This window comes from Cupriavidus plantarum (assembly GCF_905397285.1).
In the GTDB taxonomy this organism is placed as follows: Bacteria; Pseudomonadota; Gammaproteobacteria; order Burkholderiales; family Burkholderiaceae; genus Cupriavidus; species Cupriavidus plantarum.
Genome location: NZ_CAJPUX010000003.1, coordinates 139,483 through 164,208, shown reverse-complemented (window position 1 = coordinate 164,208; position 24,726 = coordinate 139,483). Strand labels below are relative to the sequence as shown.

Sequence of the window (24,726 nt, the reverse complement as noted above, 5' to 3'; positions counted from 1 at the left end):
AAAAAAGCCCGGGATCTCCCGGGCTTTTTTCGTCGTCGTTAGCGGCTTATTCGGTCTCGGACAATTTCTCGATCCACACCGCCAGCCGGTCCGACGCAAACGACTCGCCCCGCGCGCCGGCCCGCGCGATAATCGCATCGCCCTCGCGCACGAGCTGCAGGGCGCCACCGGCTTCCTCCAGCCACAGGAGCGCGGCGAGCCAGCCCGCATGGGCGGCGGAGACGGCCTCATCAACCGGCTTCTCGATGAACTCGGACAGCAGCGCCGGCGCGGTCCACGTGACGGCGTCGCCATCGCGGCGCACCGCACTGTCGGCTCCCGTCCCGGTCCCCGCCCCGCCGACCACCTCTGCCAGCACCGCCACCGCATCGGCGGCACCGCGGCCCGACAGACGCGCCCGCAGTTCCGCCAGCTTCACGCTCACCGCATGGCCGAAGGCACCGCTGCGCTGGCTCTCCGCGCCGACGAGGTCGGCGTAGTCCATGCGGTTCCAGTCCGGTTCCGGATGTTTCGCGCCGGCCAGATTGGCGCCGGCCAGGTAAGTCTCCACGGGCTGGAAGCGGCCCGGGCCGATCAGGCTCACGCTCAGCGCCTGCACCATGCCGATGCGCGCGGCGACGGTCTGCTTCTGCATGACCGACAGCTTTTCGCGGATCAGCTGGTCGCGCTCACGCCGCAGACCCGACAGCTCCAGCGCCTGCTTGAGCTCCATGCGCAGCGCGGTGATGTCCCACGGCTTCTTGATATAGCGGTGGATCTGACCCTGGTTCACGGCCTCGACGGTCTGGTCGAGTTCGGAGTACGCCGTGGTCAGGATCCGCACGATATGCGGATACCGCTCGCGCGCGTAACGCAGCAACTCGTTCCCGTACTCGCCGGGCATGCGCTGGTCCGACACCAGCACGGCGAGACTGTCGCCATGCGCGTCGAGCAGCGCCTTGCCCTCCTCCACCGATCCGCCCGTGACCACGGGCGCCAGCTGCCCGATGGCGCGCTGGAAGTACTTGACGGCGGTCGCCTCGTCATCCACGAACAGAATCGCGGGGGGTGCCTGCGTTGTATTCAGTTCGCTCATCGATCACTCCTGTGCATACGATTCTTGAAATTGGGGAAGTCCAGCGTCACGGTCGTGCCGGCGCCGGATGCCGAAGCAATCCGGATGCCGCCACCGAAAGACTGCATGACGCGGTTACAGAAGATCATGCCGAGCCCGCTGCCACCGGCACCCGCATGCGTCGTGACGGGGTCGACAAGCAGCCGCTCCATGACTTCGGGCGGAATGCCGGGCCCGTTGTCGGAAATGCGAATTTCGGGATGCTCGCCAGCCACGACCACGAAGCGCAACACGGGGCCGCGTACATCGGCCAGCGCGCGCAAGCCATTGCTCATTACCGACGACAACACCAGCGCCACGCAGTTCGGCAGCGTCGGCACCGGGAAATCGCCGTGTACTTCCACCTGGACCCAGTCGCGCTGTGCGTCCGCGAACGGATAGGTGTCCAGCAGCGACGCCACGAGCGAGCCCGCGGAAACCGGCTCTCCCGACGTCGCGGATCGCGTCCCCTGCGCGGCCGACATGCCGGCGCTGTTCCGCACCGACTGCAGGAACGACGACAGCACCGCGAGGCAATACTGCGCGTTGTCATGCATCTTGCCCGCCGCCTGCCCGATCTCGCCGAGCCGCTGGGCGCCATCGTCGCCGCTCACGCGCGCCTCGATGCCGCGCGCGAAGTTGGCGATCGCCGCGAGCGGCGTGTTCAGTTCGTGCGCCAGGAACGCCAGCGTTTCGTCGATCGCCATCAGCCGCTGCTGGCGGACCGCGCGCTCCCGATGCCGCTCCAGCGCCAGGCGCAGCACCTCCCGCACGCCGTTCACGGCAATCGGCTTTTCGAGGATGCGGAACACCTCACCGTTGTTAACGGTCTCGAGCAACATATCCTTATCCGCATAAGCGGTCACGAGGATGCGCACGATCGCCGGATAGTCCTGGGCGACCTGCCGCAGCAACGAACCGCCGTCGCGGCCGGGCATGCGGAAGTCCGTGACCAGCACGGAAATGCGCGCGGCCTGCGTGCGCAGGATCCCAGTGGCCTCGTCCGCGCTCGTGGCGACCAGCACGTCGTACTCGCCGCCAACGGCACGCGCGAAGTACTTGCAAGCCATCTCCTCGTCGTCGACATAGAGGACGGTCGGCCGGACCTGAGGAATATCGCTCATGACAGCCCCACTCTCATTCCGCGCGCGGCAGATCGAACGCGAACGCCGCCCACTGGCCGACTTCGCTCTCCGCGAACAGCACGCCGCCGTGGCGCTCGACCACCGCATAGCTGATCGAGAGGCCGAGGCCCAGGCCCTGCCCCACTTCGCGCGTGGTGAAGAACGGCTCGAACACGCGCGCCAGATGCTCGGGCGCGATGCCCGGGCCGTTGTCCTGGACCCGTACGTGCAGGCGGCCGTCGAGCCAGCGCACGGTGGTATGGATCGCGGGACCCTGCGTGCCCGCCTTGCGCATCGCCAGCGCGGCGTTCGAGAACAGGTTGATCAGCACGCCGATGATCGCCGCCTCGTCGCCGAACACGAGCGTGTCGTCGGGCATCTCGCGCGTCATCTTCACGCCGCGCAGTTCGTGGGCGGTCAGCCGCACGGAGGAGTCGAGCGCCTTCTCGAACAGGAACGGCGTGCCCTCGACCTCGGCGCCCGGCTTGCGGTACGCAAAGGTCTTGAGGTCGGACACGATATGCTGGATGCGCTGCATGCCCTGCTTGGCATCGACCAGGCATTCCTCGAGCATCGGTTCCTTCTTCGTCACGGGCTCTTCCATGGCGACCTCGATCGCCATCAGGCAGAAATTCACGGGGTTGTTCACCTCGTGCAGCAGGCCGGCCGCCAGCGTACCGATCGCGGCCATCTTCTCCTGCTGGAGCATCTGACCCTTGATGTCGACAAGCTGGCGGTTGATGTCCTCAAGCTCGACGTTCTTCTCCGCCACCTCGGCCTTCAGTCGGAACAGCATGAAGCGCGCGCGTTCGTTGAAGAACGTGTACACCCCGCTGGCGGCCGCGGCGAACAACAGGAACAGCGAGTTGACGATAAACGTCCCCACGGGCTCGATGCCGCCCGGATGGATGAAACACGCGGCCGCATAGAGCAGGTACGACAGGATGCCAAACACGACGTTCTGCCACAGCCCGAAGGGCAGCGCGATGCCCGACGCGAAGATCGCGAGGTTCAGGCCCACGTAGTAAGGCGACTGCACGCCCTCGGTCTGCGAGATCATCCACGCGATCATGATCTGCGGCAGCAGCAGCCACGTGAGCGTGAGCCACGGCGCAAAGCGGCGGCCGGTCTCGCGGTACAGCGCGACAACCACGCCGGCGATCAGCAGCGACACGAGCACGCGCGCGATCGCGAACGGCAGTTGCTGCTCCGGATACTGGCCATAGTCGAGCCCGACGCCCAGCATCACGAGCGCGATGGCCGTGTAGGCGCCCCCGCGCGAGAACGCGAGACGGAACTCCGCCAGCTCGGTCTGATAGCCGGCGTACAGTTGATTGGCACTCATGTTCGGGGCGGGAAGCTCGGCCTCGCTGTCACTGGATGGTGGCTTCGGCGAAGACATTGACCCCGGTTTCATCGACATAGAGTCGGTGTGCATGCGAGTTCTCCGGCAACAGCGAGGTCATACCGGCCTCGTTGCGATAGATCAGATACCACTCGAGCAAATGCTCCATGCCGAATTTCTCGGGATTATCGGAATGGACGTTGGTCACCAGCAGCTCGCCACCCTGCTTGGTGCGCGAGGCGAAATACGTCAGCAGCCGCGCGCAGACCTTGTCGGACAGGTAGTCGAACAGGCCCGCGCAGTAAACCGCCTCGAAGGCGCGCCAGTCCGGCTCGTCCGTCGCGATCCGCCGCTTGAGCAGTTCGTGCACCGACTGATGGACCATCTCCACCGAGGCCTTGCGGCCGGCCGAAGCGGCCGAGCGCTCGATCGAGCTTTTCGTGTACTCGAGCGTTTCCTCGCTAAAGTCCACGAGCTGGAACGACAGCAGTTCCGGATTCGGATACTCGCGCACGAATCGCTGGATCTCGAACGCGGGCCCGCAGCCGACGTTCAGCACGCGGAACGGCCGGCCCGCGGCGCGCGCGCGTTCGGCCTGTCGCGTGAGAAAGTCCACGAGCAGATCGATGCGGTTGCGGTGCGCGGTGGCCACCGCCGCCTTCAGGAACGCCGTGTTGACGATCTGGAAGTACGTGGTCGGACCCTGCTGCGGATCGCTGAGGATCTGGTTCACCATCTCGTAGTCGCCCGCATAGCCGAGCGGCTTGGTGAAGGTGCGATACACGAACGGCGCGCGCAGCAGCAGCGGGTGCAGCGCGGCCTGCGCGTAGGTCCGGTGCACGGGCGCGATCTCGGGGTCCACGCGCTGCGCTTCGCCCTCGAGCCAGTCGAGGTACGTCTTGACCTTCGTCATCAGCGGCGTGGCGAGTTCGTAGAACACGTCCTCGCGCAGGCGTCCCTCGACCTTGGGCAGCGACTCGGTCAGGTCGACCTGCTCCACCCAGCGCGACACTTCGGACAGATACGCGCGCATTTCATTGACCACGATCTGATAGTCGCGGCGGATGTTGAAGCGCGTGTCCCAGTCCTGCACGAACATCTCGGCCTCGCGAGCCACGGACTTGGGCTCGTTGTTGACGTCGGTGAGTTCGCGCCACTCGTCGATCAGCGTCAGCGACACCACCGCGGTCAGGCCCGTATTCACGAGACTCATGACCACGGCCTTGCCGAGGTACGCGTTCTTCGTGCCCATGCGGACGCTGAGCTCGCTCAGCACCTCGCTGACCTGCACGATCGAGTATGGGTTATAGATTTCCATCACCAGAGACTTTCTCTGGAGATTGATGATCGTTCCGCGCACCTGCTCGCCCTGCGAGTTGCGGAAGCTAACTACCGGATCGATTTGCGTTTTGGAGTACACGGTATCGCGCCAGGGAAATCCGAAAAACGCTGCGCGCCAGGGCGCCGTGAACGGCAGGCCGGGTACAGCTCGGGCAAGAGGTCTCGCGGCGGGTGACCGGAATCAGGGAATGCAGCCAAGGCTCATGTCGTATGCGCGTGACCGGTTGCTATGCGGTTAGGATGCGAATCGGGTTGACGTCCATACCGATGGACACGCTCCCCGGGTGAGACTGCGGCGACCCATTGTACTGTGGCTGTCGTCCTACGTACAACCGCGCGGATACCGTAATTCGTGGGGTATGGAAAAGGGGTGGCGACGCACCGGAGATGGGCATTCGATCGGGGCGCGGGGAGAACGCGCCCGATCGGTGCCGCGGGGCACCGCGCGGGAGCCCGCGCGGTGTGAGGCAGATAATTGCGGGCCGGACGCTTAGTCGGCCTTCACGCCTTCGACCTGGATGGCGAGCTTGATGTCCTGCTTGAAGCCGTACTTCGCGCCGTAGTCCACGCCGAAGTCGGCGCGGTTGAAGGTGCCGGACGCATCGGCGCCGCACACTTCGCGCTTGAGCATCGGGTGCTCCATGCACTTGAACTGGCGGATTTCCAGCTTCACGGGCTTCGACACGCCGCGCAGCGTCAGCACGCCGTCGATCTCGGTCGGCACGTCGCCCTTGAACTTCGTGAACTTGCCCTTGTAGGTCGCGTCCGGGAACGCCTGCACGTCGAACATCTCGGGGCCCTTCACATGCTCGTTCAGCTTGGCATTGCCGAGGTCCACCGACGCGGCGTCGATCTTGACTTCGACGGTACCGGCCTTGGCCGCGCGGTCCAGCGTCACGACGCCGCTCGACTTGTCGAACTTGCCGCGCCACACGGACAGGCCGCCGAAGTGGTCGGTCTCGAAGCTCGGATACGTGTGTGTCGGATCGAGGTTGTAGGTGGTCGGCGCGGCCGAGGCCACGAAGGTCGCGGAAGCGGCCGCCACGGCAACGACGCCGGCGGTCAGGGCACGCGAGAGGGTACGCATTTGCATGGAAAATTCCCGAATAAGGTGAGAAGGTTGGTGGATCGATCGAGGGTAACGGCGGCGCGAAGGGTCAACCCTTCTTCGCCGTCACGATATGGAACTTGATTTGTACATCGTCGGCGACGACGGAAGTGTCCTTCCACTCGCCCTCGCCGATGTTGAAGGCGGTGCGCTTGATCGGCAGCACGCCATCGAACACTTGCCCCGCGGCGTCCTGGCGATAGGTCGCCGGTACGACCACGTCAACGGTCTTGCCCTTGATGGTCAGCTTGCCCGCCACGTCGAGCTTGCCCGCCCCGCTGCTCTTGATGCTCGTCGACTGGAACGTCGCCTTCGGATATTTCGCGGCGTCGAACCACTCGCGTCCCTTGACCTCCTTGCTGGTCTCGGCGTCGCCGATCTCGAAGCTCGACACGTCGATCTCGATCTTGGCCGACGAGGTTGCGAGCTTGTTGGGATCGAAGTCGACGGTCGCGTCGAATTTCCTGAACTTGCCTTCCATCGGCACGCCGATCTGGCGCGCGGTCGCGGTGACGGCGCTCTTCGCCGTATCCACCTGCGCCCATGCGAGGCTGGCGACCGAGGCGAGCGATGCGGCGGCCGCCAGGCCTGCCACACCGGTGACGAGCGGACGCAGGCCGCGGCGGGTGATGCTTGTCATCTGCAACTCCTTGCTTGGAATAACGCTGACGGAAATATCAGCGCAAAAACGGCAGCATGCGGGCCAGCGTGCCATCGCGGTCGATGACTTGATGCTTGACGGCGGCCAGCGCATGGACGACGACGATCGCCGCCATCGTGTAATTGAGCCAGATGTGCGTGACCTTGAGCAAGGCGGCCGTCGTCTCCGAGGGCTCGACCAGCATCGGCAGTTTCCACAGGCCGAGATACACCACGGGCACGCCGGCGGCGCAGCTATAGAGATAGCCCGTGACCGGAACGACGAGGATCAGGAGATAGAGCAGATGGTGCGCGCCCGCGGCGGCGCGCGCCTGCCATGCGGGCGTGTTCGCGGCCACCGGCGGCGCGGCATGGGTGGCGCGCCACAACACGCGCAGGACGGCCAGCGCGAAGATCGTCACGCCCAGCCACTTGTGCCACGAGAACAGCTTGAGCTTGGTCGGCGTGAAACCGTGGATGCTCGTCATGTACAGGCCAAGGCCGAACGCCGCGAAGATGCCGAAGGCGATCAGCCAGTGGAAGCCGATCGCGGTCGCGGTGTAACGGGTCGCAGGGGCCGGCGTCGCGGACGCCTGTAGCACCTTCGTCGAATTCATGAATGCTTCCCTTTCGGATCGAGGGGGTCTTGTTGTTCTGACTGGCCACGTACTGCGCCAGCGATTCTCGCATTATTGGGGGACCGGCGTGCAGCTTGAAAGTCCGAACTTCATTAAGTTGTTCAAATGATTTGATGTGACGGGATGTCGCAGCCGCCACCCGCGCGGCCGCCAGCGTTGGCCCCACGGCGTCTCCGCGTTATCTCCACGTTGCGGCGTCACTGTCGTCGGCCCGTCTTGACACGCACGAGGCCGAGTCGGAAGATAATTCGAACGACGTTCCAACTAACAGAACACTGCGAAACCCGCGCCGTAGCGCATCGACGCACATGCCGCAGAGCATGTCGAGCAGGACACCGTGCTTCAGGAGACAACATGCCCGCCCATCCGCGCCGGCCCCACGAGGGTCACCATCACCGTCACCACCGCCGTCGCACCTGGCTCCGCGCCTGCGCCGCGCTGGCCGTCGCATCCATGACCGCGTCCGCCGCGCTCGCGGCGGACGCGTTTCCGTCCAAGCCGATCACCATCATCGTGCCGTTTTCGGTGGGCGGCTCCACCGACCTCGTCGCGCGGCTCGTTGCCACAGGCATGAGCGCGCGCGGCACCAGCGCGCTCGTCGATAACCGTACGGGCGGGGGCGGTGTCATCGGATGGGGTACGGTCGCGCGCGCGGCGCCGGACGGCTACACGATGCTCACGACGGAGATGTCGTATGCGATCGCCGCCACGCTGCTGCCGAAGCTGCCCTTCGATCCGCACAAGGCCATCAGGATGGTGACCGTGGCCGCGGCCATGCCCCATGTGCTCGTGGTCCATCCGGGCGTGCCGGCGAAGACGGTGCAGGAGTTCATCGCGCTGGCCAAGGCCAATCCGGGCAAGTATTACTACGGCTCCGGCGGCAACGGCACCAACACGCATATGGGCGGCGCGCTGTTCAACAGCCTCGCCGGCGTCAACCTCGTGCACGTGCCTTACCGCGGCGCGGGCGCCGCGCTGCAGGACCTCATGGGCGGACAGGTACAGGCGCTGATCACCTCGCTGCCCACCGCCCTGCCCTATATCAAGAGCGGCAAGGTCCGCGCGCTGATGCTGGCGAACGACACGCGCTCGCCCGTGCTGCCCGACGTGCCCGCCGCGCCCGAGGTCGGCCTGCCGAAGATGGTCATGAAGTTCTGGGTCGGCTTCTCGGTGCCGGCCGGCACGCCGCAACCCGTCATCGACAAGCTGAACAGAGAGATGGTGGACGCCGTGAATACGCCGGAGGTGCGGAAGAGCCTGCAGGAGCAGGGGCTCGACGCGGTGGGCAGCACGCCCGCGGAGGCCACGAAGCTGCTGAACGACGAGATCCAGCGCTGGGGCGCGGTGATCAAGGCGGCAAATATCAAGCCGGATTGAGTCAACGGTAACGAGATCAGGAGCAGGACGACATGTGGAACGTCAACTTTACGCCCCCGCAGATCATCGAGGCACGCGTGCTCACGCGCATGCCCGACGACCTCCGCATCGCGCGCCGCAGCGAATGGGCGGACGCCAACAAACCCGGACAGATCGTCGACAGCTTTCTCGAAGGCCCGACGTTCGACCGCGAGGGCAATCTGTTCGTCACCGACATTCCGCACGGCCGCATTTTCCGCATCGGGCCAAATCTGCGGTGGGAAGTGTTCGCCGAAACAGCAGGCTGGCCCAATGGCATCGCGCTGCATCGCGACGGCAGCCTGTGGGTCGCCGACTATCGCTGCGGCATTCTGCGGGTGGATCCGTCGCAGGGCGACGTCGAGGTCGTGCGCGGGCATCGCAACTCGGAGAGCTTTCGCGGCGTCAACGACCTCACGTTCGATAAAGAGGGCAATCTCTATTTCACGGACCAGGGCCAGACGGGCCTCCACGATCCGACGGGCCGCGTCTATCGCCTGCGGCCGTCAGGCCAGATGGACCTGCTGCTGGCGAACGTGCCGAGTCCGAATGGCATCGCGCTCGATCCGACGGAACGCTTCCTGTATGTGGCCGCGACGCGCGCCAATGCGGTATGGCGCATGCCATTGCTGCCCGATGGCTCGGTGTCGAAGGCGGGCGCGTTTCAGACGTTCTTCGGCACCAGTGGCCCCGATGGCCTCGCCATGGATGCGCACGGGCGCCTCGTGGTGGCCCACGCGAGCCTCGGCGGCGCCTTCGTGCTGGACGCGCATGGCTGGTGCACGCATTTCATCCGCAGCCCCATGGGCCATGCGGGCGGTACCGTGACCAACATCGCGTTCCGGCCCGGCACCCATCGCCTCGTGCTGACCGAATCGGCCAGCGGCACAGTGCTCGAGGCGGAGTTGCCTCCCGCCCCGGGCCACCGCAGTCAGACGTCGTCGTAGTGCGGGACGGCGTAGATGCGGGACGGCGTCAGATCTTGTTGGCCAGTTCCACGGCCTTGCCGATGTAGCTGCCTGGCGTCATCTCGAGCAGCAGCTTCTTGGCATCGTCCGGAATCGCGAGGCCCGCGACGAACGTCTGCAGCGCTTCGCGCGAGATGCCCTTGCCGCGCGTGAGCTCCTTGAGCTGTTCGTACGGGTTGGGCACGCCGAAGCGGCGCATCACGGTCTGCACGGGCTCGGCCAGCACTTCCCAGCAGTTGTCGAGGTCTTCGTTCAGGCGCTCGGGGTTCGTCTCGAGCTTGCCAAGGCCACGCAGGCAGGCCTCGTAGGCCAGCAGGCTGTAGCCGAATGCCACGCCGATATTGCGCAGTACGGTCGAGTCCGTGAGGTCGCGCTGCCAGCGCGAGACGGGCAGCTTCTCGGACAGGTGGCGCAGCACCGCGTTGGCGAGGCCGAGGTTGCCTTCCGAGTTCTCGAAGTCGATCGGGTTGACCTTGTGCGGCATCGTGGACGAACCGATTTCACCGGCCTTGGTCTTCTGCTTGAAGTAGCCCAGCGAGATGTAGCCCCACACGTCGCGGTCGAGGTCCAGCAGGATCGTGTTGGCGCGCGCGACGGCGTCGAACAGCTCGGCCATGTAGTCGTGCGGCTCGATCTGGATCGTGTACGGGTTGAACGTCAGCCCGAGGCGCTGCTCGATCACCGACTTCGAGAACGACTCCCAGTCGAACGCCGGATAGGCCGACAGGTGCGCGTTGTAGTTGCCCACGGCACCGTTCATCTTGCCCAGCAGTTCCACGCGCTCGATGCGCACGATCGCGCGTTCCAGACGCGCCGCCACGTTGGCCATTTCCTTGCCGAGCGTGGTCGGGCTCGCGGGCTGGCCGTGCGTGCGCGACAACATCGGCTGGCTCGCGTTGAGCTTGGCCAGCTCCACCAGACGCGCCTGCACGCGGCGCAGCGTAGGCACCACCACGCCGTCGCGCGCGCCCTTCAGCATCATGCCGTGCGAGGTGTTGTTGATGTCTTCGGACGTGCAGGCGAAATGGATGAATTCGCTGGCGGCCTCGAGCTCGGCGTTGCCCTTGACCTGTTCCTTGAGCCAGTACTCCACGGCCTTGACGTCGTGGTTCGTCACGGCCTCGATGTCCTTGATGCGGGCGGCATCGGCCTCGGTGAAGTTTTCCACCAGCGCGAGCAGCTTCGCTTCGGAGTCCGCCGAGAACTTCGGCACGTCGGGCAGCCCGGCCTGCGACAGCGCGATCAGCCAGTGAACCTCGACCTTGACGCGGTTGCGCATGAAGGCGGCTTCGGACAGCCATTCACGCAGCGCATCGGCCTTGGCGGCGTAGCGTCCATCGATGGGAGACAGGGCGGTGAGTGGCGAAAGCGAAGACGTGGACATGCGGGCTACCGGAGGAAATAACGGAGGAATAAGGGGCGGGGCGCGGAAGGAAGCGACCGATGCGCCGCACGAGAAAGCCTGTTCGGCATCGCGTGGGGGCCGGCGCGGCATCGCGCGACGCGGGATTTTACCATCGTGACCGTTACCGTGCGATGGCCGCACAGGAGTCGTGCACGCCAGCGTGCGGCAGGCCGCAATGGTGCGTCATTCCGGGGCGCGCGCGGGTATACTCGCGCACGCCGCTCCGGTAGCCTGTTATGAAGTGCATTGGGCGGGAAAGACTGCCATCTGCCTGCCATGGAGCGCCGATGCACTTCATAACAAGCTCAAGGGGAGAAGAATGAAGCTGTATGGATCCCGGACCAGTCCCTACGCGCGCAAGGTGCGCGTAGTGCTGGCGGAGAAGAAGATCGACTACCAGATGATCGAGGAGGACGTCTGGTCGCCGCACACCACGATCGGCCAGTTCAATCCGCTCGGCAAGGTGCCGTGCCTGATCATGGAAGACGGTGGCGCGGTATTCGATTCGCGCGTGATCGTCGAGTACGCGGACACGCTGTCGCCGGTCAGCCGCCTGATTCCGCAGGGCAGCCGCGAGCGGCTCGAGGTCCGTTGCTGGGAGGCGCTGGCCGATGGCCTGCTGGACGCCGCGCTGCTCGTGCGCGTGGAAAGCACGCAGCGCACGGAAGCGCAACGCAGCGAAACGTGGGTCGCGCGCCAGCGCGGCAAGATCGACGCGGCGCTCGTGGCGATGGCCAGCGGCCTGGGCGATCGCCCGTGGTGCACGGGCATCCACTACTCGCTCGCCGACGTGGCCGTGGGCTGCGCGCTCGCCTATCTGGACTTCCGCTTTCCGGAGATCCCCTGGCGCGAACGCCATCCGACCCTCGCCGCGTTTCAGGAAAAGATCGAGAAGCGGCAGTCGTTCCTCGACACGCAGCCGCCCTCGGCCTGACGCTCCAGGGCTGTATCAGGGCGAAGCGCAACGACGCCAGAATCGTCCTGACGCTTCAAGGCTGCATCAGGGCGAAGCGCAGCGGTTCTGGCTAGGCGCGCGGCCGCAGACAGTACAAACGGTACGGCAAGGCCGCGCAACGACGCCAGAATCGTCCTGATACAGCCGTCACTGGATGATGCCGCCGCCGAGGCAGACGTCGCCGTCATACAACACGGCGGACTGTCCCGGCGTCACCGCCCATTGCGCCTCGGCGAACGCGAGCTGCAACGCGTCGCCGCTTGCCGCCGCCACCGTGCACGGCGCGTCGCTCTGCCGGTAACGCGTCTTGGCGGCGATCTCCAGCCCGCTCGCCGGCGCCTCGCCAGCGACCCACGACAGGTCCGCCGCATCGAGCCTCGCGCTCAGCAGCCACGGATGGTCGTGCCCCTGCACGACATACAGCGTGTTACTGGCCATATCCTTGCGCGCGACATACCATGCGTCGCCGCTGCCATCGCGGCTCCCGCCGAGGCCGATGCCCTTGCGCTGGCCCAGCGTGTAGAACGCCAGCCCGATATGCTCGCCCACCACCTTGCCGTCGTCGGTCTTCATCGGTCCGGGCTTCGTCGGCAGGTAGCGATTCAGGAAATCGCGGAACGGCCGCTCGCCGATAAAGCAGATGCCGGTCGAGTCCTTCTTCTTCGCATTGGGCAACCCGATGTCGGCCGCGATTTCCCGCACGCGCGTCTTCGGTATCTCCCCCAGCGGAAACAGCGTGCGCGACAGCTGCGCCTGATTGAGCCGGTGCAGGAAGTAGCTCTGGTCCTTGGTATGGTCGAACGCCTTCAGCAGCTCGAACCGGCCGCTATCGGCCTGCCGCACGCGCGCGTAGTGACCCGTCGCGATGAGGTCCGCGCCCAGCGACATCGCATGGTCGAGAAACGCCTTGAACTTGATCTCGGCGTTGCACAGCACGTCCGGGTTCGGCGTGCGGCCCGCCGAGTATTCCCGCAGGAAATCCGCGAACACGCGGTCCTTGTACTCGGCGGCGAAGTTCACGGCCTCCACATCCACGCCGATCACGTCCGCGACGGACGCGACGTCGAGCCAGTCCTGCCGCGTGGAGCAGTACTCGCTGTCGTCATCGTCCTCCCAGTTCTTCATGAACAGGCCGATGACCTCGTATCCCTGCTGCTTGAGCAGCCACGCGGTGACCGACGAATCGACGCCGCCGGACATGCCCACCACGACACGGCGTCCGCTCATGGCGCCACCTCCGTGGCGACCGCCGTCGGATGCGTATAAAGCACGTCGAGCGCGAAGCGCTTGCCCGCGACGTAGTCCTCCACGCAGGCCATCAGCAACGGCGAGCGATGCCGTTCGCGGCAGGCGCGCAGTTCGTCGATGCTCATCCACACGGTGCGCACGATGCCGGTGTCAAGCTGGCGGCCCGCGTCGAGCGAGCCGAGGTCGCCCGTGAACGCGAAGCGGATATAGGTGGTATCGCCCTGGTCGCGGGACGATTTGCCGCGGCTCATATAGCAGCCGATCAGCGCGCGCGGTTCGAACGTATGCGCGGTCTCCTCCAGCGTCTCGCGGATGACGGCGTTGATCAGGCTTTCGCCCGGTTCGAGGTGGCCGGCTGGCTGGTTGAGCTGCAGGCCCGCGGGGGTTTCCTCTTCGACCAGCAGGAACCGGCCGCCGCGCTCGATGACTGCGGCAACCGTGACACTGGCGTTCCAGTCACGTGACATGATGCACAATTTTTAAGCAATCCGGCATTTTACCGGCTGCCGGGGGATCGTGCACCGAGTGTCTCGTCGGTCAGGCCGCGTGGGCGTGCACCGTTTGCCGCGGCGGCAACTGGGCAAGCGCGGCCTCCAGGCGGCGCAGCAGCACCGGATCGACGGGCGTCAGCGGCAGCCGCACTTCGTCGCGCGCATGGCCCGTCAATGCGAGGGCAGCCTTGACCGGCGACGGGTTGGGCGCCGAGAACAGCAATGCGATCAGCGGGGACAGCCGCGCGAACAAGGCGCGCGCACCGGCTTCATCGCCCGCGCGCGCAAGACGCAGCAATTGCACAAAGAGGTCGGGGCGGACATGCGCGGCGGCGGGCACCGCGCCGGCGCCGCCGGCCAGCAGGTGATCGAGTATCGCGGCATCCTCGCCGCAATACACGTCGATGCCATCGTGCGCGGCCAGCGCCTGCATATGCGAGGGATCGCACTCCTTGATCGCGCGGACCTGTCCATGCGCGGCCAGCCGCAGCGCGAGCGCGGGGGAAATCGATGCGCCCGTCCGCTTGGGCACGTTGTAGAGCATCAGCGCGCGCGGCGTCTGGCTGGCCACGCGGCGCACGTGCCAGGCGATGCCTTCGTCGGACACGCGCAGGTAATACGGCGGCGGCACGAGGTACCCGGCAAGGTCGAACCGCTCGAGCCGGCGCACCTGCTCGCACACGGCCCGCGTATCGACCGCGCCCACGCCCGCCATCACGGGCACAACGCCGCGCACGGCCTCGCAGACCGCTTCCGTCAGCGACAGCCGCTCGGCATCGGAGAGCAGGCCGCCCTCGCCCGTCGTGCCGAGCACAATCAGGCCATCGACGCCCTCCGCCGCATACCATGCGGCGAGCCGCTGCGCGGCATCGAGGTCGAGCTCGCCGTCGCGCATCGGCGTGATCATCGGCAGCCAGAGGCCGCCATGCAGGGCGCCATCGGCGCCATCAGTGCGCGGCATGATCGTTCCCCAGGACCGAGGTCACACCGAACTCCGCGGCCGGCAGCGCGGCCATGATCGCGTGCATTGCCGCGTCGCGGCCGCCCCGCTCCACTTCCACATGCAGCGTGGTCTCGTCGTGGCGGTGATCGACCTCCACGACGTAGACACGCGCCAGCTCGCCGATCGCGCGATGCAGCGTTTGCCGCAGCGCGAACACCTGGGCGGAAGCCACCGCAAGGCGAATGCGGATCCTTTGACCATCGCCGTCGGTGCGCAGGGCACGTTGGGCCGGCGCCGGACGGCGTCGCGGCACGGAGGCAAAGGCGATGGCAAGGCTGGTCTGTCGCATGGACGTTGACCCGCGCGCTTCGCGAGTCGTCTGTTGAACATGCTTCCATGCTAGGGACGCGCACCTCAATTTGATGCAGCAATGCGGCGACCCCGCGTCAAAAACGCGTCAAAACGTCTTGGTGATCGACGCGAACGCCGTGGCGCGGCCCATGTAGCGGCCCTGGGTGTTCGTATAGACGCCGCGCGCCGCGTTGGTATCGAGGTACGCCACCGCGACCGAGAGGCCCTTGCCGAAGTCCTTCGTCAGGCCGACCTTCCAGTCCGTGTACGAGGCATCCACGACGTTGCGGACCTTCTGGTAGCCGACGTGCGCGTTGAACGTGAGGTCCCAGACGTTGAGCGGCACGTTGGCCGAGAGGTCCACGTAATAGCTGTTCTTGCTGTCCGCGAAGCCGAACAGGTTGGTCAGCGCATGCGAGTACTTCAGCGTGACGGGACCGTAGCCGACGCTCGCATACACCTCGGTGGTGTACGGACGCGTGAAGCCCGAGGGATAGTCCCCCGGGTAGTAGTACTCGAGCACGCCGACGTCGTAGGCGATGTCCGCGCCGGCCACGTTCACGCTGTTGCGGAAGCCGCCGTAGAAGTCCATCTCGATGGGCGCCGAGACTTCGGCGTTGCTGTCCGAAAGCCAGCTGATGTTCGAGTTCCAGTTGCCCACGTACAGCCCGCTCGAATGCGCATAGTCGAAGCCGCCCTGGATCGCGGGGCGGCGGTCGGTCTGCATGAGGCCGCGATAGCGGTATTCGCTGGCGAGCGTCACGTTCGCGGTGAACGTGTGGGGAGAGACTTCGCCGGCCGTCTCCGCGGCCGAGGCCTCCTGCGCGATGGCGGAAGAGACTGGCATCGCGAGGGGCACGGCGAGCGCGGCAGTCAGGATGACGGTGGAGGGAACGGCGGTAAACAGACGCGAGGCGATCATGACGATGAAAGACGAGTTGGAGGTGCGCGCGCCCGAGGGTCCCCGGGCGGCGTGACCCGCACGATACGGAGCCACGTATCAATTCGGTGTCAAAAGGCGACCGCGTCCGCGCTAAACCGCATCAATTCGCCGGTTTGATGCGAAGACAAAATGGGTCGTGGCGATCCGACAAAAATCCGACAGCTCGGTCACCATCCCCACGCATATTCGGGTAAGCTGCGCAAAAACTGCGGTATCGGATTGATATCTCATAAGGAGAAATTGACGATGCACATCGGTATCCCGCTGGAGACGCGGGCAGGCGAAACTCGTGTCGCCGCCACCCCGGAGACCGTCAAGAAGTACGTGGCGCAGGGGCACCAGGTCACGGTGCAGACCGGCGCGGGCGTCAGGGCGAGCCAGCCCGACGGCGCGTACGAGGCCGTCGGCGCCCGTATCGGCTCGGCGGCCGAGGCCTACGGCGCGGAGATCGTGCTCAAGGTGCGCGCGCCCGACGACGCGGAGCGCGCGCTGATGAAGCCCGGCACGGTGCTCATCGGCATGCTCAATCCCTTCGACATCGAAAACAACGCGCGCATGACGGCGGCCTCGATCACGGCGTTCGCGCTCGAGGCCGCGCCCCGCACCACGCGGGCGCAGAGCATGGACGTGCTGTCGTCGCAGGCCAACATCGCCGGCTACAAGGCCGTGCTGATCGCCGCCCATCATTACCAGCGCTTCATGCCGATGCTGATGACCGCGGCCGGTACCGTGAAGGCGGCGCGCGTGCTGATCCTCGGCGCCGGCGTCGCGGGACTGCAGGCCATCGCGACGGCCAAGCGCCTCGGCGCGGTGATCGAAGCGTCCGACGTGCGGCCCGCCGTGAAGGAGCAGATCGAATCGCTCGGCGCCAAGTTCCTCGACGTGCCGTTCCTGACGGACGAGGAGCGCGAGATCGCGCAGGGCGTGGGCGGCTACGCGCGCCCGATGCCCGCCGACTGGATGCGCCGCCAGGCCGAGCTCGTGCACGAACGCGCGCGCCAGGCGGACATCGTCATCACCACCGCGCTGATTCCGGGCCGCAAGGCGCCGGTACTGCTGAAGGAAGAAACCGTCCAGCAGATGAAGCCCGGCTCGGTCGTGGTCGACCTCGCCGCCGCGCAGGGTGGCAACTGCCCGCTGACCGTGGCCGATGAAGTCGTGGAACGCCACGGCGTGATCCTCGTCGGCCATACCAACCTGGCCAGCATGGTGGCCGCCGACGCGTCCGCGCTCTACGCGCGCAACGTGCTCGATTTTCTCAAGCTGGTCATCGACAAGGATGGCCGCTACACGCTGAACCTCGAAGACGACATCGTCGCGGCCTGCCTGATGTGCCGCGACGGCCAGCTTGTCCGACAGGCCGCCTGACCCCGCTTTACCCACCGACGGCGCCGGCATGGACCGGCGCCGCATGTTTCACTCCTGAAGGACGTATTACCCATGCAACGCATCATGCTCCGCGCCAAGCTCCACCGCGTCACCGTGACGCAGGCGGACCTCAATTACGAGGGCTCGTGCGGAATCGACGAAGATCTCCTCGAAGCCGCCGACATGAAAGAGTTCGAGAAGATCGAGCTGTACAACGTGAACAACGGCGAACGCTTTTCCACCTACATCATCAAGGGCGCGCGCGGTACCGGCGAGATCTCGCTCAATGGAGCCGCGGCGCGCCGCGCGCACCTCGGCGACCATCTGATCATCTGCACCTATGCACCGATGACCGACGAGGAAATCCGCACGTACAAGCCGAAGGTGATTCTCGTCAACGAGAAGAACGGCATCAAGGAAATCAAGCAGGTCTGACCTGAAGGCGGGGGCATCCCGAGCCAGGATGCCCCGCCTGCGTAGTCCGCAGCAACAGAAGTCGACCCGGTTTTCCGCATTCTGAAGAATTCAAGCAAACGGAGGGAGAAGTCGATGGAGATGGTGAACCATACGGTGATCAACCTGATCATCTTCGTGCTGGCGATCTACGTGGGCTACCACGTCGTCTGGACCGTCACGCCCGCGCTGCATACCCCGCTGATGGCCGTGACCAATGCGATCTCGGCCATCATCATCGTCGGCGCCATGCTCGCCGCCGGCCTGACCGAAGGCGGTGTGGGCCGCGTGATGGGCACGCTCGCGGTGGCGCTTGCCGCGGTGAACGTGTTCGGCGGCTTCCTCGTGACCCAGCGCATGCTGGAGATGTTCAAGAAGAAGGAACCGAAGGCGAAGGCGGGAGCCGGCAAGGAGGGCGCGTGATGGAACTCATCAGCATGAACCTCGTCACGCTGCTGTACCTCGTCGCGTCGGTCTGCTTCATCCAGGCGCTCAAGGGCCTGTCGTCCCCGGGCACCGCGCGGCGCGGCAACGCGTTCGGCATGGCCGGCATGACCATCGCCGCCGTGACCACGCTGGTCCTCATCGTCAAGCTCAAGAATGAATTCCTCGCGGCGGGCGCGGCGCAGCATTCGGTCGGCACCGGCATCGGCCTGATCTTCGCGGCGCTCGTCGTCGGCGGCGGCATCGGCGCCTACGTGGCGCGCAAGGTCGAGATGACCAAGATGCCCGAGCTTGTCGCGGCCATGCACTCGCTGATCGGCCTCGCCGCGGTGTTCATCGCCGTGGCGGCCGTGGCGGAGCCGGCTGCGTTCGGCATCACCGCGCCGGGCTCGCACCTGATCCCGACGGGCAACCGCGTCGAACTGTTCATCGGCTGCTTCGTCGGCGCGATCACGTTCTCCGGTTCGGTCATCGCGTTCGGCAAGCTCGCGGGCCGCTACAAGTTCCGGCTGTTCCAGGGTGCGCCCGTCGTGTTCCCGGGCCAGCACTGGCTGAACCTGCTGCTGGCCATCGCGATGATCGGCTTCGGCATCATCTTCTTCCTGTCGCAGGCATGGCTGCCGTTCCTGATCATGCTCGCGATCGCGTTCGTGCTCGGCGTGCTGATCATCATCCCGATCGGCGGCGCGGACATGCCCGTGGTCGTGTCGATGCTGAACTCGTACTCGGGTTGGGCGGCGGCGGGCATCGGCTTCTCGCTGAACAACCCGATGCTGATCATCGCCGGCTCGCTGGTCGGCTCCTCCGGCGCCATCCTCTCGTACATCATGTGCAAGGCGATGAACCGGTCGTTCTTCAACGTGATTCTGGGCGGCTTCGGCGGCGAAGCCGGCGGCGCGAGCGCGGGCAAGCAGGAGCAGCGTCCGGTCAAGTCCGGTTCGGCCGACGACGCTTCGTTCCTGATGAGCAATGCGGAGACCGTGATCATCGTCCCGGGCTACGGCCTGGCCGTCGCCCGCGCGCAGCACGCGCTCAAGGAACTGACCGCCAAGCTCACCGAGCACGGGGTGACGGTGAAGTACGCGATCCACCCCGTGGCGGGCCGCATGCCCGGCCACATGAACGTGCTGCTGGCGGAAGCCGAGGTGCCGTACGATCAGGTGTTCGAGATGGAGGACATCAACGGCGAGTTCGGGCAGGCCGACGTGGTGCTGGTGCTGGGCGCCAACGACGTGGTCAACCCGGCGGCCAAGACCGATCCGAAGTCGCCGATCGCGGGCATGCCGATCCTCGAGGCGTACAAGGCCAAGACGATCATCGTCAACAAGCGTTCGATGGCGGCGGGCTACGCCGGCCTCGACAACGAATTGTTCTACATGGACAAGACGATGATGGTGTTCGGCGATGCCAAGAAGGTCGTGGAGGACATGGTCAAGGCCGTCGAATGATCGTGCGGTTTTCCACGCGAACGGGTCTTCAGATTAAAGAGTCGTGAAGACCTGAAATCAACGTTATCGAAGTCATGCGGCCGGCTGACAACGCCGGCCGCATGCTTTGCGGTGCGCAGGTTGCACGGACCTGCTGGCGCGCTATACTGGCCTTCGCTCCAGCCCGCCGCCGTCAGCCGACATCTATCGCACCATGACTTTCAACCCGCACGACAGAAACCTGTCGGTCTTCCATCACCCAGTCCTGACCGTACTCGTTGACGACAGCAAGTCGTTCATCGACAGTCTGGCCTTTCAGATGGATGCATCGCGTGCGGTGGTCAGCTTCACCGATCCGCGCGAGGCGCTGGCATGGATCCGCGAGTCGTACGACACGCGCTACCCGGGCTTCCTGCCCGTACGTGTCACGCACGACGACCTGACGTTCCTCAGCGAACGGCGTACCGTGCAGCTCGACGTCGACCGCATCCACCGGCAGATTCACGACGTGCATCGCTTCCTGCAGCCCGGGGTGATCGTCGTCGACTACTCGATGCCGCAGATGGACGGGCTCGAGTTCTGCCAGGCGCTCTCCGACCTGCCGTGCAAGACCATCCTGCTGACGGGCACCGCCGACGAGAGCATTGCGATCCAGGGCTTCAACAACGGCCTGATCGACCGCTACGTCAAGAAGCACGACCCGAATATGGTCGCGCGGCTCGATCAGGAGATCGAGGCGCTGCAGCAACAGTACTTCGCCACGCTGTCGCGCACGCTGCGCGAACTGCTGACGCGGCATTCGTATTCGTTCCTGTCCGATCCGGTCATGGCCGAGCGCGTGCGGCAGACCGTCGCCCGTTACAACTTCGTCGAGTACTACCTGTATCCGAACCCGGTCGGCATCCTGCTGCTGACCGCGCAGGGCCATGCGACGCTGATGGTCATCGAGACGCGCGCGGGGCTGATGAGCCAGGTGGAGTCGGCGGAGGCGTACGAAGCGCCGGCCGCGCTGATCGAGGGCCTGCGGGAAGGCCGCATCGTGCCGTTCTTCTGGCCCGGCAACGGCATGTACACGCCGGCATGCGTGGATTGGGAGCAGTACTGCCTGCCGGCGGAGCGCTGCGAAGGGCGAGAAGAATATTTCTACGCCCTGTTCGACCTGCCGCGCCATCTGCTGCAGGAGCCCGTCGTGAGCCTCCAGAGCTTCCTGGCCGAGTTCGCGCGCAACCCCGAAGCGCTGACGCACCGCAAGGCCTAGCGGCCAGAACGATCGGCCCAGGCCTCGCAGAACCTACTGCGGCTTGTCTTCCGCGGCCGCGCGATTGCCGCCCCGCACCATATCGAACCGGAAGAGCCGGCATTCGATGTTGCCGTTGAACAGCGGCGTGCGGCGCGATTCCTTCAGCCGCATGCGCTTGGGCATCGACATGTCGCCCGTGAACACCCAAGCCTGCCATCCCGCGAACTGCTGCTTGAGCGTCGTCGCGAACGCGCTCGCGAACTGGTTCGCGGCGGCTTCCTCGGCCTCGTCGCGCGGCGGCTCGTCGGCCGGCTGACGGCGCTCGCCGCGCACGGCAATCCGCTCACCGTATGGCGGGTTCATAAGCAGCATACCGGGCTCCGCAAAAGGCGGCTGTACAAAGCGAGCGTCCACTTGCTTCAGTTGCGCCGCACCGGGCAAGCCCGCGCGTTCCCAGTTGGCCTCGGCCATGCCGAGCATTCCCGTGGAGATATCCGAACCGACCACGCGTAGCGTGGCGGGATCGATGCGCTGCGCCGCCTCGCGCGCGCGCTGGGCGTCGGCGCGCAGCGCCTCCCAGGCGCGGGTATCGGCGCCCTTGAGCCATTCGAACGCGAAGGTGCGAGCCGCGCCCGGTGCCAGCCCGAGCGCGACCTGCGCGGCCTCGACGAGGAACGTGCCGCTGCCGCACATCGGGTCGTAGAACGGTCGTGCGGTCTGACCCGGCACCCAGCCGGCCAGACGCAGGATTCCAGCCGCAAGGTTCTCCTTGAGCGGCGCCTCGCCCTTCTCCATGCGCCAGCCCCGCTTGAACAGCGGCTCACCCGTGGTATCGAGGTAGATCGTGCAGTCGAACTCGGTCAGATGCGCGTAGACGCGCACGTCCGGGCTCACGGTATCGACGCTGGGCCGCGCGCCCAGGCGGTCGCGCATGGCATCGCAGATGCCGTCCTTGACGCGCAGTCCGACGAAATTCAGGCTCTGCAGCGGCGACTTGTGCGCGGTGATGTCGACGCGCAGCGTCTCATCCGGCGAGAACCAGTTCTCCCAGCGCTGCGCGCGCGCCAGCGCGTACACATCGTCTTCGTGGCGATAGCGCTTCTGCGCCACGCGCAGCAGCACGCGGCTGGCGATGCGCGAGTGCAGGTTCACCGCATACGCGGCCGCCAGCGGACCCGAGAACGGCACGCCGCCGGGCATTTCCTTGTGCACGGCGAACGGCGCCGTGGCGGCCACGGCCGGCATCTGCGCGATCTCGCGCAGCTCCTCGGCCAGTGCGGCTTCCAGACCGCGCGGGCAGGGGGCGAAGAAGCTTTCGGTCTGCGACCGTTCGTTCATGGACATACGTGACTCAAGACAAAAACAACCTCAACCGGCAGCCAACGCGCGGTCGAGAAATTCGAGGCGGTCCTGGCCCCAATAGGGCTGACCGTCCAGCACGAACCACGGCACGCCAAAAGCGCCCGCCGAAATTGCGTCCTGGGTGTTCTGCGCGTAGGCGGCCTGCACGGCCTGCGCCTCGCTGGCCTTGAGCAGGCCGGCGCCGTCGAACTCGAGCGCATCGGCGATCTGCGCCAGCGTGGCGGGGTCCGCGATATTGCGCTGCTCCGCCCACACCGCGCGGCAGTAGGCGCCGGCCAGTTCGAGCGCGCGCGCGGTGCCATGGGCAAGTTGCGCCGCGATGATGACCTTCGCGGCCGGATCGCCGGACACGGGGAAGAACGTCGGATGCGGGTTCACGGGCATGCCGAGGAATTCCGCCCACCGCTGGATTTCGACGAGGCGGTACGCCTGGCGCTGCGGCGGACGCTGCGCCAGCGGCAGTCCGCCGGACACCGAGAAGACCTTGCCGAGGTCGCACGGCTTGAGCACGACCTGCGCCTTGTGGCGCGCGGCAATCTCGACGAAGCGCGCATGCCCCAGATAGACGAACGGCGACTGTGGCGCCATGAAATACTCGACCTGCTTGCTCATCATGTCCTCAGTTCAAAAGGGCTTGACCACGACCAGGATGACGATCGCCAGCAGCACGAGCACCGGCAATTCGTTGAACCAGCGATAAAACGTATGCGACCGCGTATTGCGGCCCGCCTCGAACTTGCGCAGCAACACACCGCAGCCATGGTGATAGCCGATCAGCACGACCACCAGCGCCAGCTTGGCATGCATCCACCCCTGCCCGGGTCCGCGTCCAATGCCGTAGCCGAGGAACAGCCACAGCCCGAACACCACGGCGGGCACGGCCAGAATCGTCATGAAGCGGAACAGCTTGCGCGCCATCAGCAGCAGCCGCTGCGTGGCCGCGGCATCGGTTTCCATCGCCAGATTGACAAAGATCCGCGGCAGATAGAACAACCCGGCGAACCACGAGATCACGAACAGGATATGGAACGACTTGATCCAGAGCATGGGCGTCAGCTCCGGATCTCGCCGTGGCCAAAGACCACGTACTTGAGCGAAGTCAGCCCTTCCAGACCCACCGGGCCGCGCGCATGCAGCTTGTCGTTCGAGATACCGATCTCCGCGCCGAGGCCGTACTCGAAGCCGTCGGCGAAGCGGGTCGAGGCGTTGATCATCACGCTCGCGGAGTCCACCTCGCGGAGGAAGCGCATGCCCGTGCTGTAGTTCTCGGTGATGATCGAGTCCGTGTGCGCCGAGCCGTAGGTGTTGATATGGGCAATGGCGGCATCGAGCCCGTCCACGGTACGGATGGCGAGCACCGGCGCCAGGTATTCGAGGCGCCAGTCTTCCTCGGTCGCATCCACGAGGCCCGTGAAGCCGGCGGCTTCCAGCGTCGCGCGCGTGTCCGCGCACACGCGCAGCTCCACGCCCTTGTCCTGATAGATGCGGCACAGCGGCGGCAGCACCGTGGCGGCGATGCCGCGCGCGACCAGCAGCGTCTCCATCGTGTTGCAGGGGGCGTAGCGCTGCGTCTTGGCGTTGTCGCACACGCGCACGGCCTTCTCCACGTCCGCGTCGTCATCGACGTAGACATGGCAGATGCCGTCCAGATGCTTGATCATCGGCACGCGCGCTTCTTCCATCAGCCGCGCGATCAGGCTCTTGCCGCCGCGCGGCACGATCACGTCCACGTATTCCGTCATCGTGATGAGGCGGCCCACGGCCGCACGGTCCGTGGTCTCGATGACCTGCACCGCTTCCGCCGGCAGTCCCGCGGCGGAGAGGCCCTCCGCCACCAGCGCGGCCAGCGCGGTATTCGATTCGATGGCTTCCGATCCGCCGCGCAGGATCGTCGCGTTGCCGGACTTCAGGCACAGCGCCGCCGCATCGATGGTCACGTTCGGACGCGATTCGTAGATGATGCCGATCACCCCGAGCGGCACGCGCATCTGGCCCACCTGGATGCCCGTCGGGCGGAACTTCATGTTGGAGATCTCGCCGATCGGATCGGCCAGCGCGGCGATCTGCTCGAGGCCGGCCGCCATCGTCGTGATGGCCTTGTCCGACAGCGTGAGCCGGTCGACGAACGCCGCGTCCTGCCCATTCGCGCGCGCGCGCTCGACGTCGCGCGCGTTGATCGCCTTGAGCTTGTCGGCATCGCGCCGGATCGCCGCCGCGATGGTCAAGAGCGCGCGGTTCTTGTCGGCGGTGGAGGCACGCGCCATCGCGCGCGACGCGGCGCGGGCCTGCTGGCCGACGCGGTCCATATACTGGTTGAGATCGAACTCGGTCATGATCGTGGCCGGGTCCTGTCCCGGCGGTCGTGCAATCTTGTGGGGTGCGGCAGGGATGGGCTACGGATGCATCCGCCCAGGGGCGCAACCGCAACGGTTCGGCAAACCGCCC

25 protein-coding genes are annotated in these 24,726 nt (G+C 66.0%); 8 read left to right on the top strand and 17 right to left on the bottom strand.

Features of this window, described 5'->3' with window-relative positions; genetic code table 11:
• Positions 1–46 precede the first annotated feature (46 nt).
• The 7 genes from KHP16_RS15440 to KHP16_RS15410 all read right to left on the bottom strand — a co-directional run bounded on the left by KHP16_RS15440 (position 47) and on the right by KHP16_RS15410 (position 7,267).
• A complete protein-coding gene (locus KHP16_RS15440) occupies positions 47–1,075 on the bottom strand; it encodes a response regulator (protein WP_109580149.1) in 1,029 nt (342 codons plus the stop codon).
• Positions 1,072–2,217: a hybrid sensor histidine kinase/response regulator gene (locus KHP16_RS15435; RefSeq protein ID WP_115952761.1), complete on the bottom strand. Its 1,146-nt coding sequence runs from the start codon at positions 2,215–2,217 to the stop codon at positions 1,072–1,074. Before KHP16_RS15435 ends, KHP16_RS15440 begins: the two co-directional genes overlap by 4 nt.
• Positions 2,218–2,230: 13 nt before the next feature.
• Positions 2,231–3,562: a sensor histidine kinase gene (locus tag KHP16_RS15430; protein ID WP_109580147.1), complete on the bottom strand. Its 1,332-nt coding sequence runs from the start codon at positions 3,560–3,562 to the stop codon at positions 2,231–2,233.
• Between the two features lie 28 nt (positions 3,563–3,590).
• The gene (locus tag KHP16_RS15425; RefSeq protein WP_109580146.1) at positions 3,591–4,982 is read right to left on the bottom strand and encodes a class I SAM-dependent methyltransferase; all 1,392 of its coding nucleotides are present in this window, start codon (positions 4,980–4,982) and stop codon (positions 3,591–3,593) included.
• 411 nt (positions 4,983–5,393) lie between these two features.
• Positions 5,394–5,996, bottom strand: a complete 603-nt coding sequence (locus KHP16_RS15420; RefSeq protein WP_109580145.1) for a YceI family protein — start codon at positions 5,994–5,996, stop codon at positions 5,394–5,396.
• Between the two features lie 64 nt (positions 5,997–6,060).
• On the bottom strand, positions 6,061–6,651 hold the full coding sequence (locus tag KHP16_RS15415) for a YceI family protein (RefSeq protein ID WP_109580144.1): 591 nt from the start codon (positions 6,649–6,651) through the stop codon (positions 6,061–6,063).
• Positions 6,652–6,688: 37 nt separating this feature from the next.
• A complete protein-coding gene (locus KHP16_RS15410) occupies positions 6,689–7,267 on the bottom strand; it encodes a cytochrome b (RefSeq protein WP_211960629.1) in 579 nt (192 codons plus the stop codon).
• 375 nt (positions 7,268–7,642) lie between these two features.
• Between KHP16_RS15410 and KHP16_RS15405 the strand changes: the two genes are divergently transcribed.
• Together KHP16_RS15405 and KHP16_RS15400 are read left to right on the top strand one after the other, a co-directional pair.
• Positions 7,643–8,665 (top strand): tripartite tricarboxylate transporter substrate binding protein, encoded by a 1,023-nt coding sequence (locus KHP16_RS15405; protein ID WP_244835828.1) that lies wholly within the window; start codon positions 7,643–7,645, stop codon positions 8,663–8,665.
• Positions 8,666–8,697: 32 nt separating this feature from the next.
• Positions 8,698–9,630 (top strand): SMP-30/gluconolactonase/LRE family protein, encoded by a 933-nt coding sequence (locus tag KHP16_RS15400; protein WP_109580142.1) that lies wholly within the window; start codon positions 8,698–8,700, stop codon positions 9,628–9,630.
• Between the two features lie 28 nt (positions 9,631–9,658).
• Here the strand turns inward: KHP16_RS15400 and purB are convergent, their stop codons facing one another.
• Positions 9,659–11,035 carry an adenylosuccinate lyase gene (gene purB / locus KHP16_RS15395; protein WP_121490525.1) on the bottom strand — a complete coding sequence of 459 codons (1,377 nt, stop codon included), beginning with the start codon at positions 11,033–11,035 and terminating at the stop codon, positions 9,659–9,661.
• A 340-nt stretch (positions 11,036–11,375) separates the two neighbouring features.
• Between purB and KHP16_RS15390 the strand changes: the two genes are divergently transcribed.
• Positions 11,376–11,990 carry a glutathione S-transferase N-terminal domain-containing protein gene (locus tag KHP16_RS15390; protein WP_109580140.1) on the top strand — a complete coding sequence of 205 codons (615 nt, stop codon included), beginning with the start codon at positions 11,376–11,378 and terminating at the stop codon, positions 11,988–11,990.
• Between the two features lie 168 nt (positions 11,991–12,158).
• Here the strand turns inward: KHP16_RS15390 and mnmA are convergent, their stop codons facing one another.
• The 5 genes from mnmA to KHP16_RS15365 form a co-directional block, all read right to left on the bottom strand.
• Complete coding sequence (gene mnmA / locus KHP16_RS15385; RefSeq protein WP_109580139.1) at positions 12,159–13,238, bottom strand: tRNA 2-thiouridine(34) synthase MnmA; 1,080 nt, start codon at positions 13,236–13,238, stop codon at positions 12,159–12,161.
• On the bottom strand, positions 13,235–13,726 hold the full coding sequence (locus KHP16_RS15380) for an NUDIX hydrolase (RefSeq protein WP_179593147.1): 492 nt from the start codon (positions 13,724–13,726) through the stop codon (positions 13,235–13,237). Before KHP16_RS15380 ends, mnmA begins: the two co-directional genes overlap by 4 nt.
• A gap of 70 nt (positions 13,727–13,796) precedes the next feature.
• Entirely contained in the window at positions 13,797–14,711 is a 915-nt protein-coding gene (gene dapA / locus KHP16_RS15375; RefSeq protein ID WP_109580137.1) for a 4-hydroxy-tetrahydrodipicolinate synthase, read from the bottom strand.
• A complete protein-coding gene (locus KHP16_RS15370; protein ID WP_109580136.1) occupies positions 14,698–15,042 on the bottom strand; it encodes a hypothetical protein in 345 nt (114 codons plus the stop codon). Before KHP16_RS15370 ends, dapA begins: the two co-directional genes overlap by 14 nt.
• Before the next feature lie 108 nt (positions 15,043–15,150).
• Positions 15,151–15,966: a TorF family putative porin gene (locus KHP16_RS15365; protein ID WP_115952765.1), complete on the bottom strand. Its 816-nt coding sequence runs from the start codon at positions 15,964–15,966 to the stop codon at positions 15,151–15,153.
• A gap of 267 nt (positions 15,967–16,233) precedes the next feature.
• On the opposite strand from KHP16_RS15365, the gene KHP16_RS15360 reads away from it, so the two are divergent.
• The 5 genes from KHP16_RS15360 to KHP16_RS15340 all read left to right on the top strand — a co-directional run bounded on the left by KHP16_RS15360 (position 16,234) and on the right by KHP16_RS15340 (position 20,937).
• Complete coding sequence (locus KHP16_RS15360; RefSeq protein ID WP_109580134.1) at positions 16,234–17,355, top strand: Re/Si-specific NAD(P)(+) transhydrogenase subunit alpha; 1,122 nt, start codon at positions 16,234–16,236, stop codon at positions 17,353–17,355.
• Positions 17,356–17,427: 72 nt separating this feature from the next.
• Positions 17,428–17,790 carry an aspartate 1-decarboxylase gene (gene panD, locus KHP16_RS15355; protein WP_121490521.1) on the top strand — a complete coding sequence of 121 codons (363 nt, stop codon included), beginning with the start codon at positions 17,428–17,430 and terminating at the stop codon, positions 17,788–17,790.
• 114 nt (positions 17,791–17,904) lie between these two features.
• Positions 17,905–18,231 carry an NAD(P) transhydrogenase subunit alpha part 2 gene (locus KHP16_RS15350; protein ID WP_109580132.1) on the top strand — a complete coding sequence of 109 codons (327 nt, stop codon included), beginning with the start codon at positions 17,905–17,907 and terminating at the stop codon, positions 18,229–18,231.
• Entirely contained in the window at positions 18,228–19,700 is a 1,473-nt protein-coding gene (locus KHP16_RS15345) for an NAD(P)(+) transhydrogenase (Re/Si-specific) subunit beta (RefSeq protein ID WP_109580131.1), read from the top strand. The genes KHP16_RS15350 and KHP16_RS15345 overlap by 4 nt, the downstream gene beginning before the upstream one ends.
• A 193-nt stretch (positions 19,701–19,893) precedes the next feature.
• Entirely contained in the window at positions 19,894–20,937 is a 1,044-nt protein-coding gene (locus KHP16_RS15340; RefSeq protein WP_109580130.1) for a response regulator, read from the top strand.
• A gap of 33 nt (positions 20,938–20,970) precedes the next feature.
• On the opposite strand, the gene KHP16_RS15335 is transcribed toward KHP16_RS15340, so the two are convergent.
• Genes KHP16_RS15335 through KHP16_RS15320 form a run of 4 tightly spaced genes read right to left on the bottom strand, consistent with a single transcriptional unit; the run spans position 20,971 to position 24,614 of the window.
• Positions 20,971–22,263: a THUMP domain-containing class I SAM-dependent RNA methyltransferase gene (locus tag KHP16_RS15335; protein WP_244835827.1), complete on the bottom strand. Its 1,293-nt coding sequence runs from the start codon at positions 22,261–22,263 to the stop codon at positions 20,971–20,973.
• A gap of 24 nt (positions 22,264–22,287) precedes the next feature.
• The gene (locus KHP16_RS15330; RefSeq protein ID WP_109582554.1) at positions 22,288–22,893 is read right to left on the bottom strand and encodes a 2-hydroxychromene-2-carboxylate isomerase; all 606 of its coding nucleotides are present in this window, start codon (positions 22,891–22,893) and stop codon (positions 22,288–22,290) included.
• Positions 22,894–22,905: 12 nt separating this feature from the next.
• Entirely contained in the window at positions 22,906–23,328 is a 423-nt protein-coding gene (locus KHP16_RS15325; protein WP_109580129.1) for a CopD family protein, read from the bottom strand.
• A 5-nt stretch (positions 23,329–23,333) separates the two neighbouring features.
• Positions 23,334–24,614, bottom strand: coding sequence for a glutamate-5-semialdehyde dehydrogenase (locus tag KHP16_RS15320; RefSeq protein WP_121490520.1), 1,281 nt, complete (start codon positions 24,612–24,614; stop codon positions 23,334–23,336).
• Positions 24,615–24,726 lie beyond the last annotated feature (112 nt).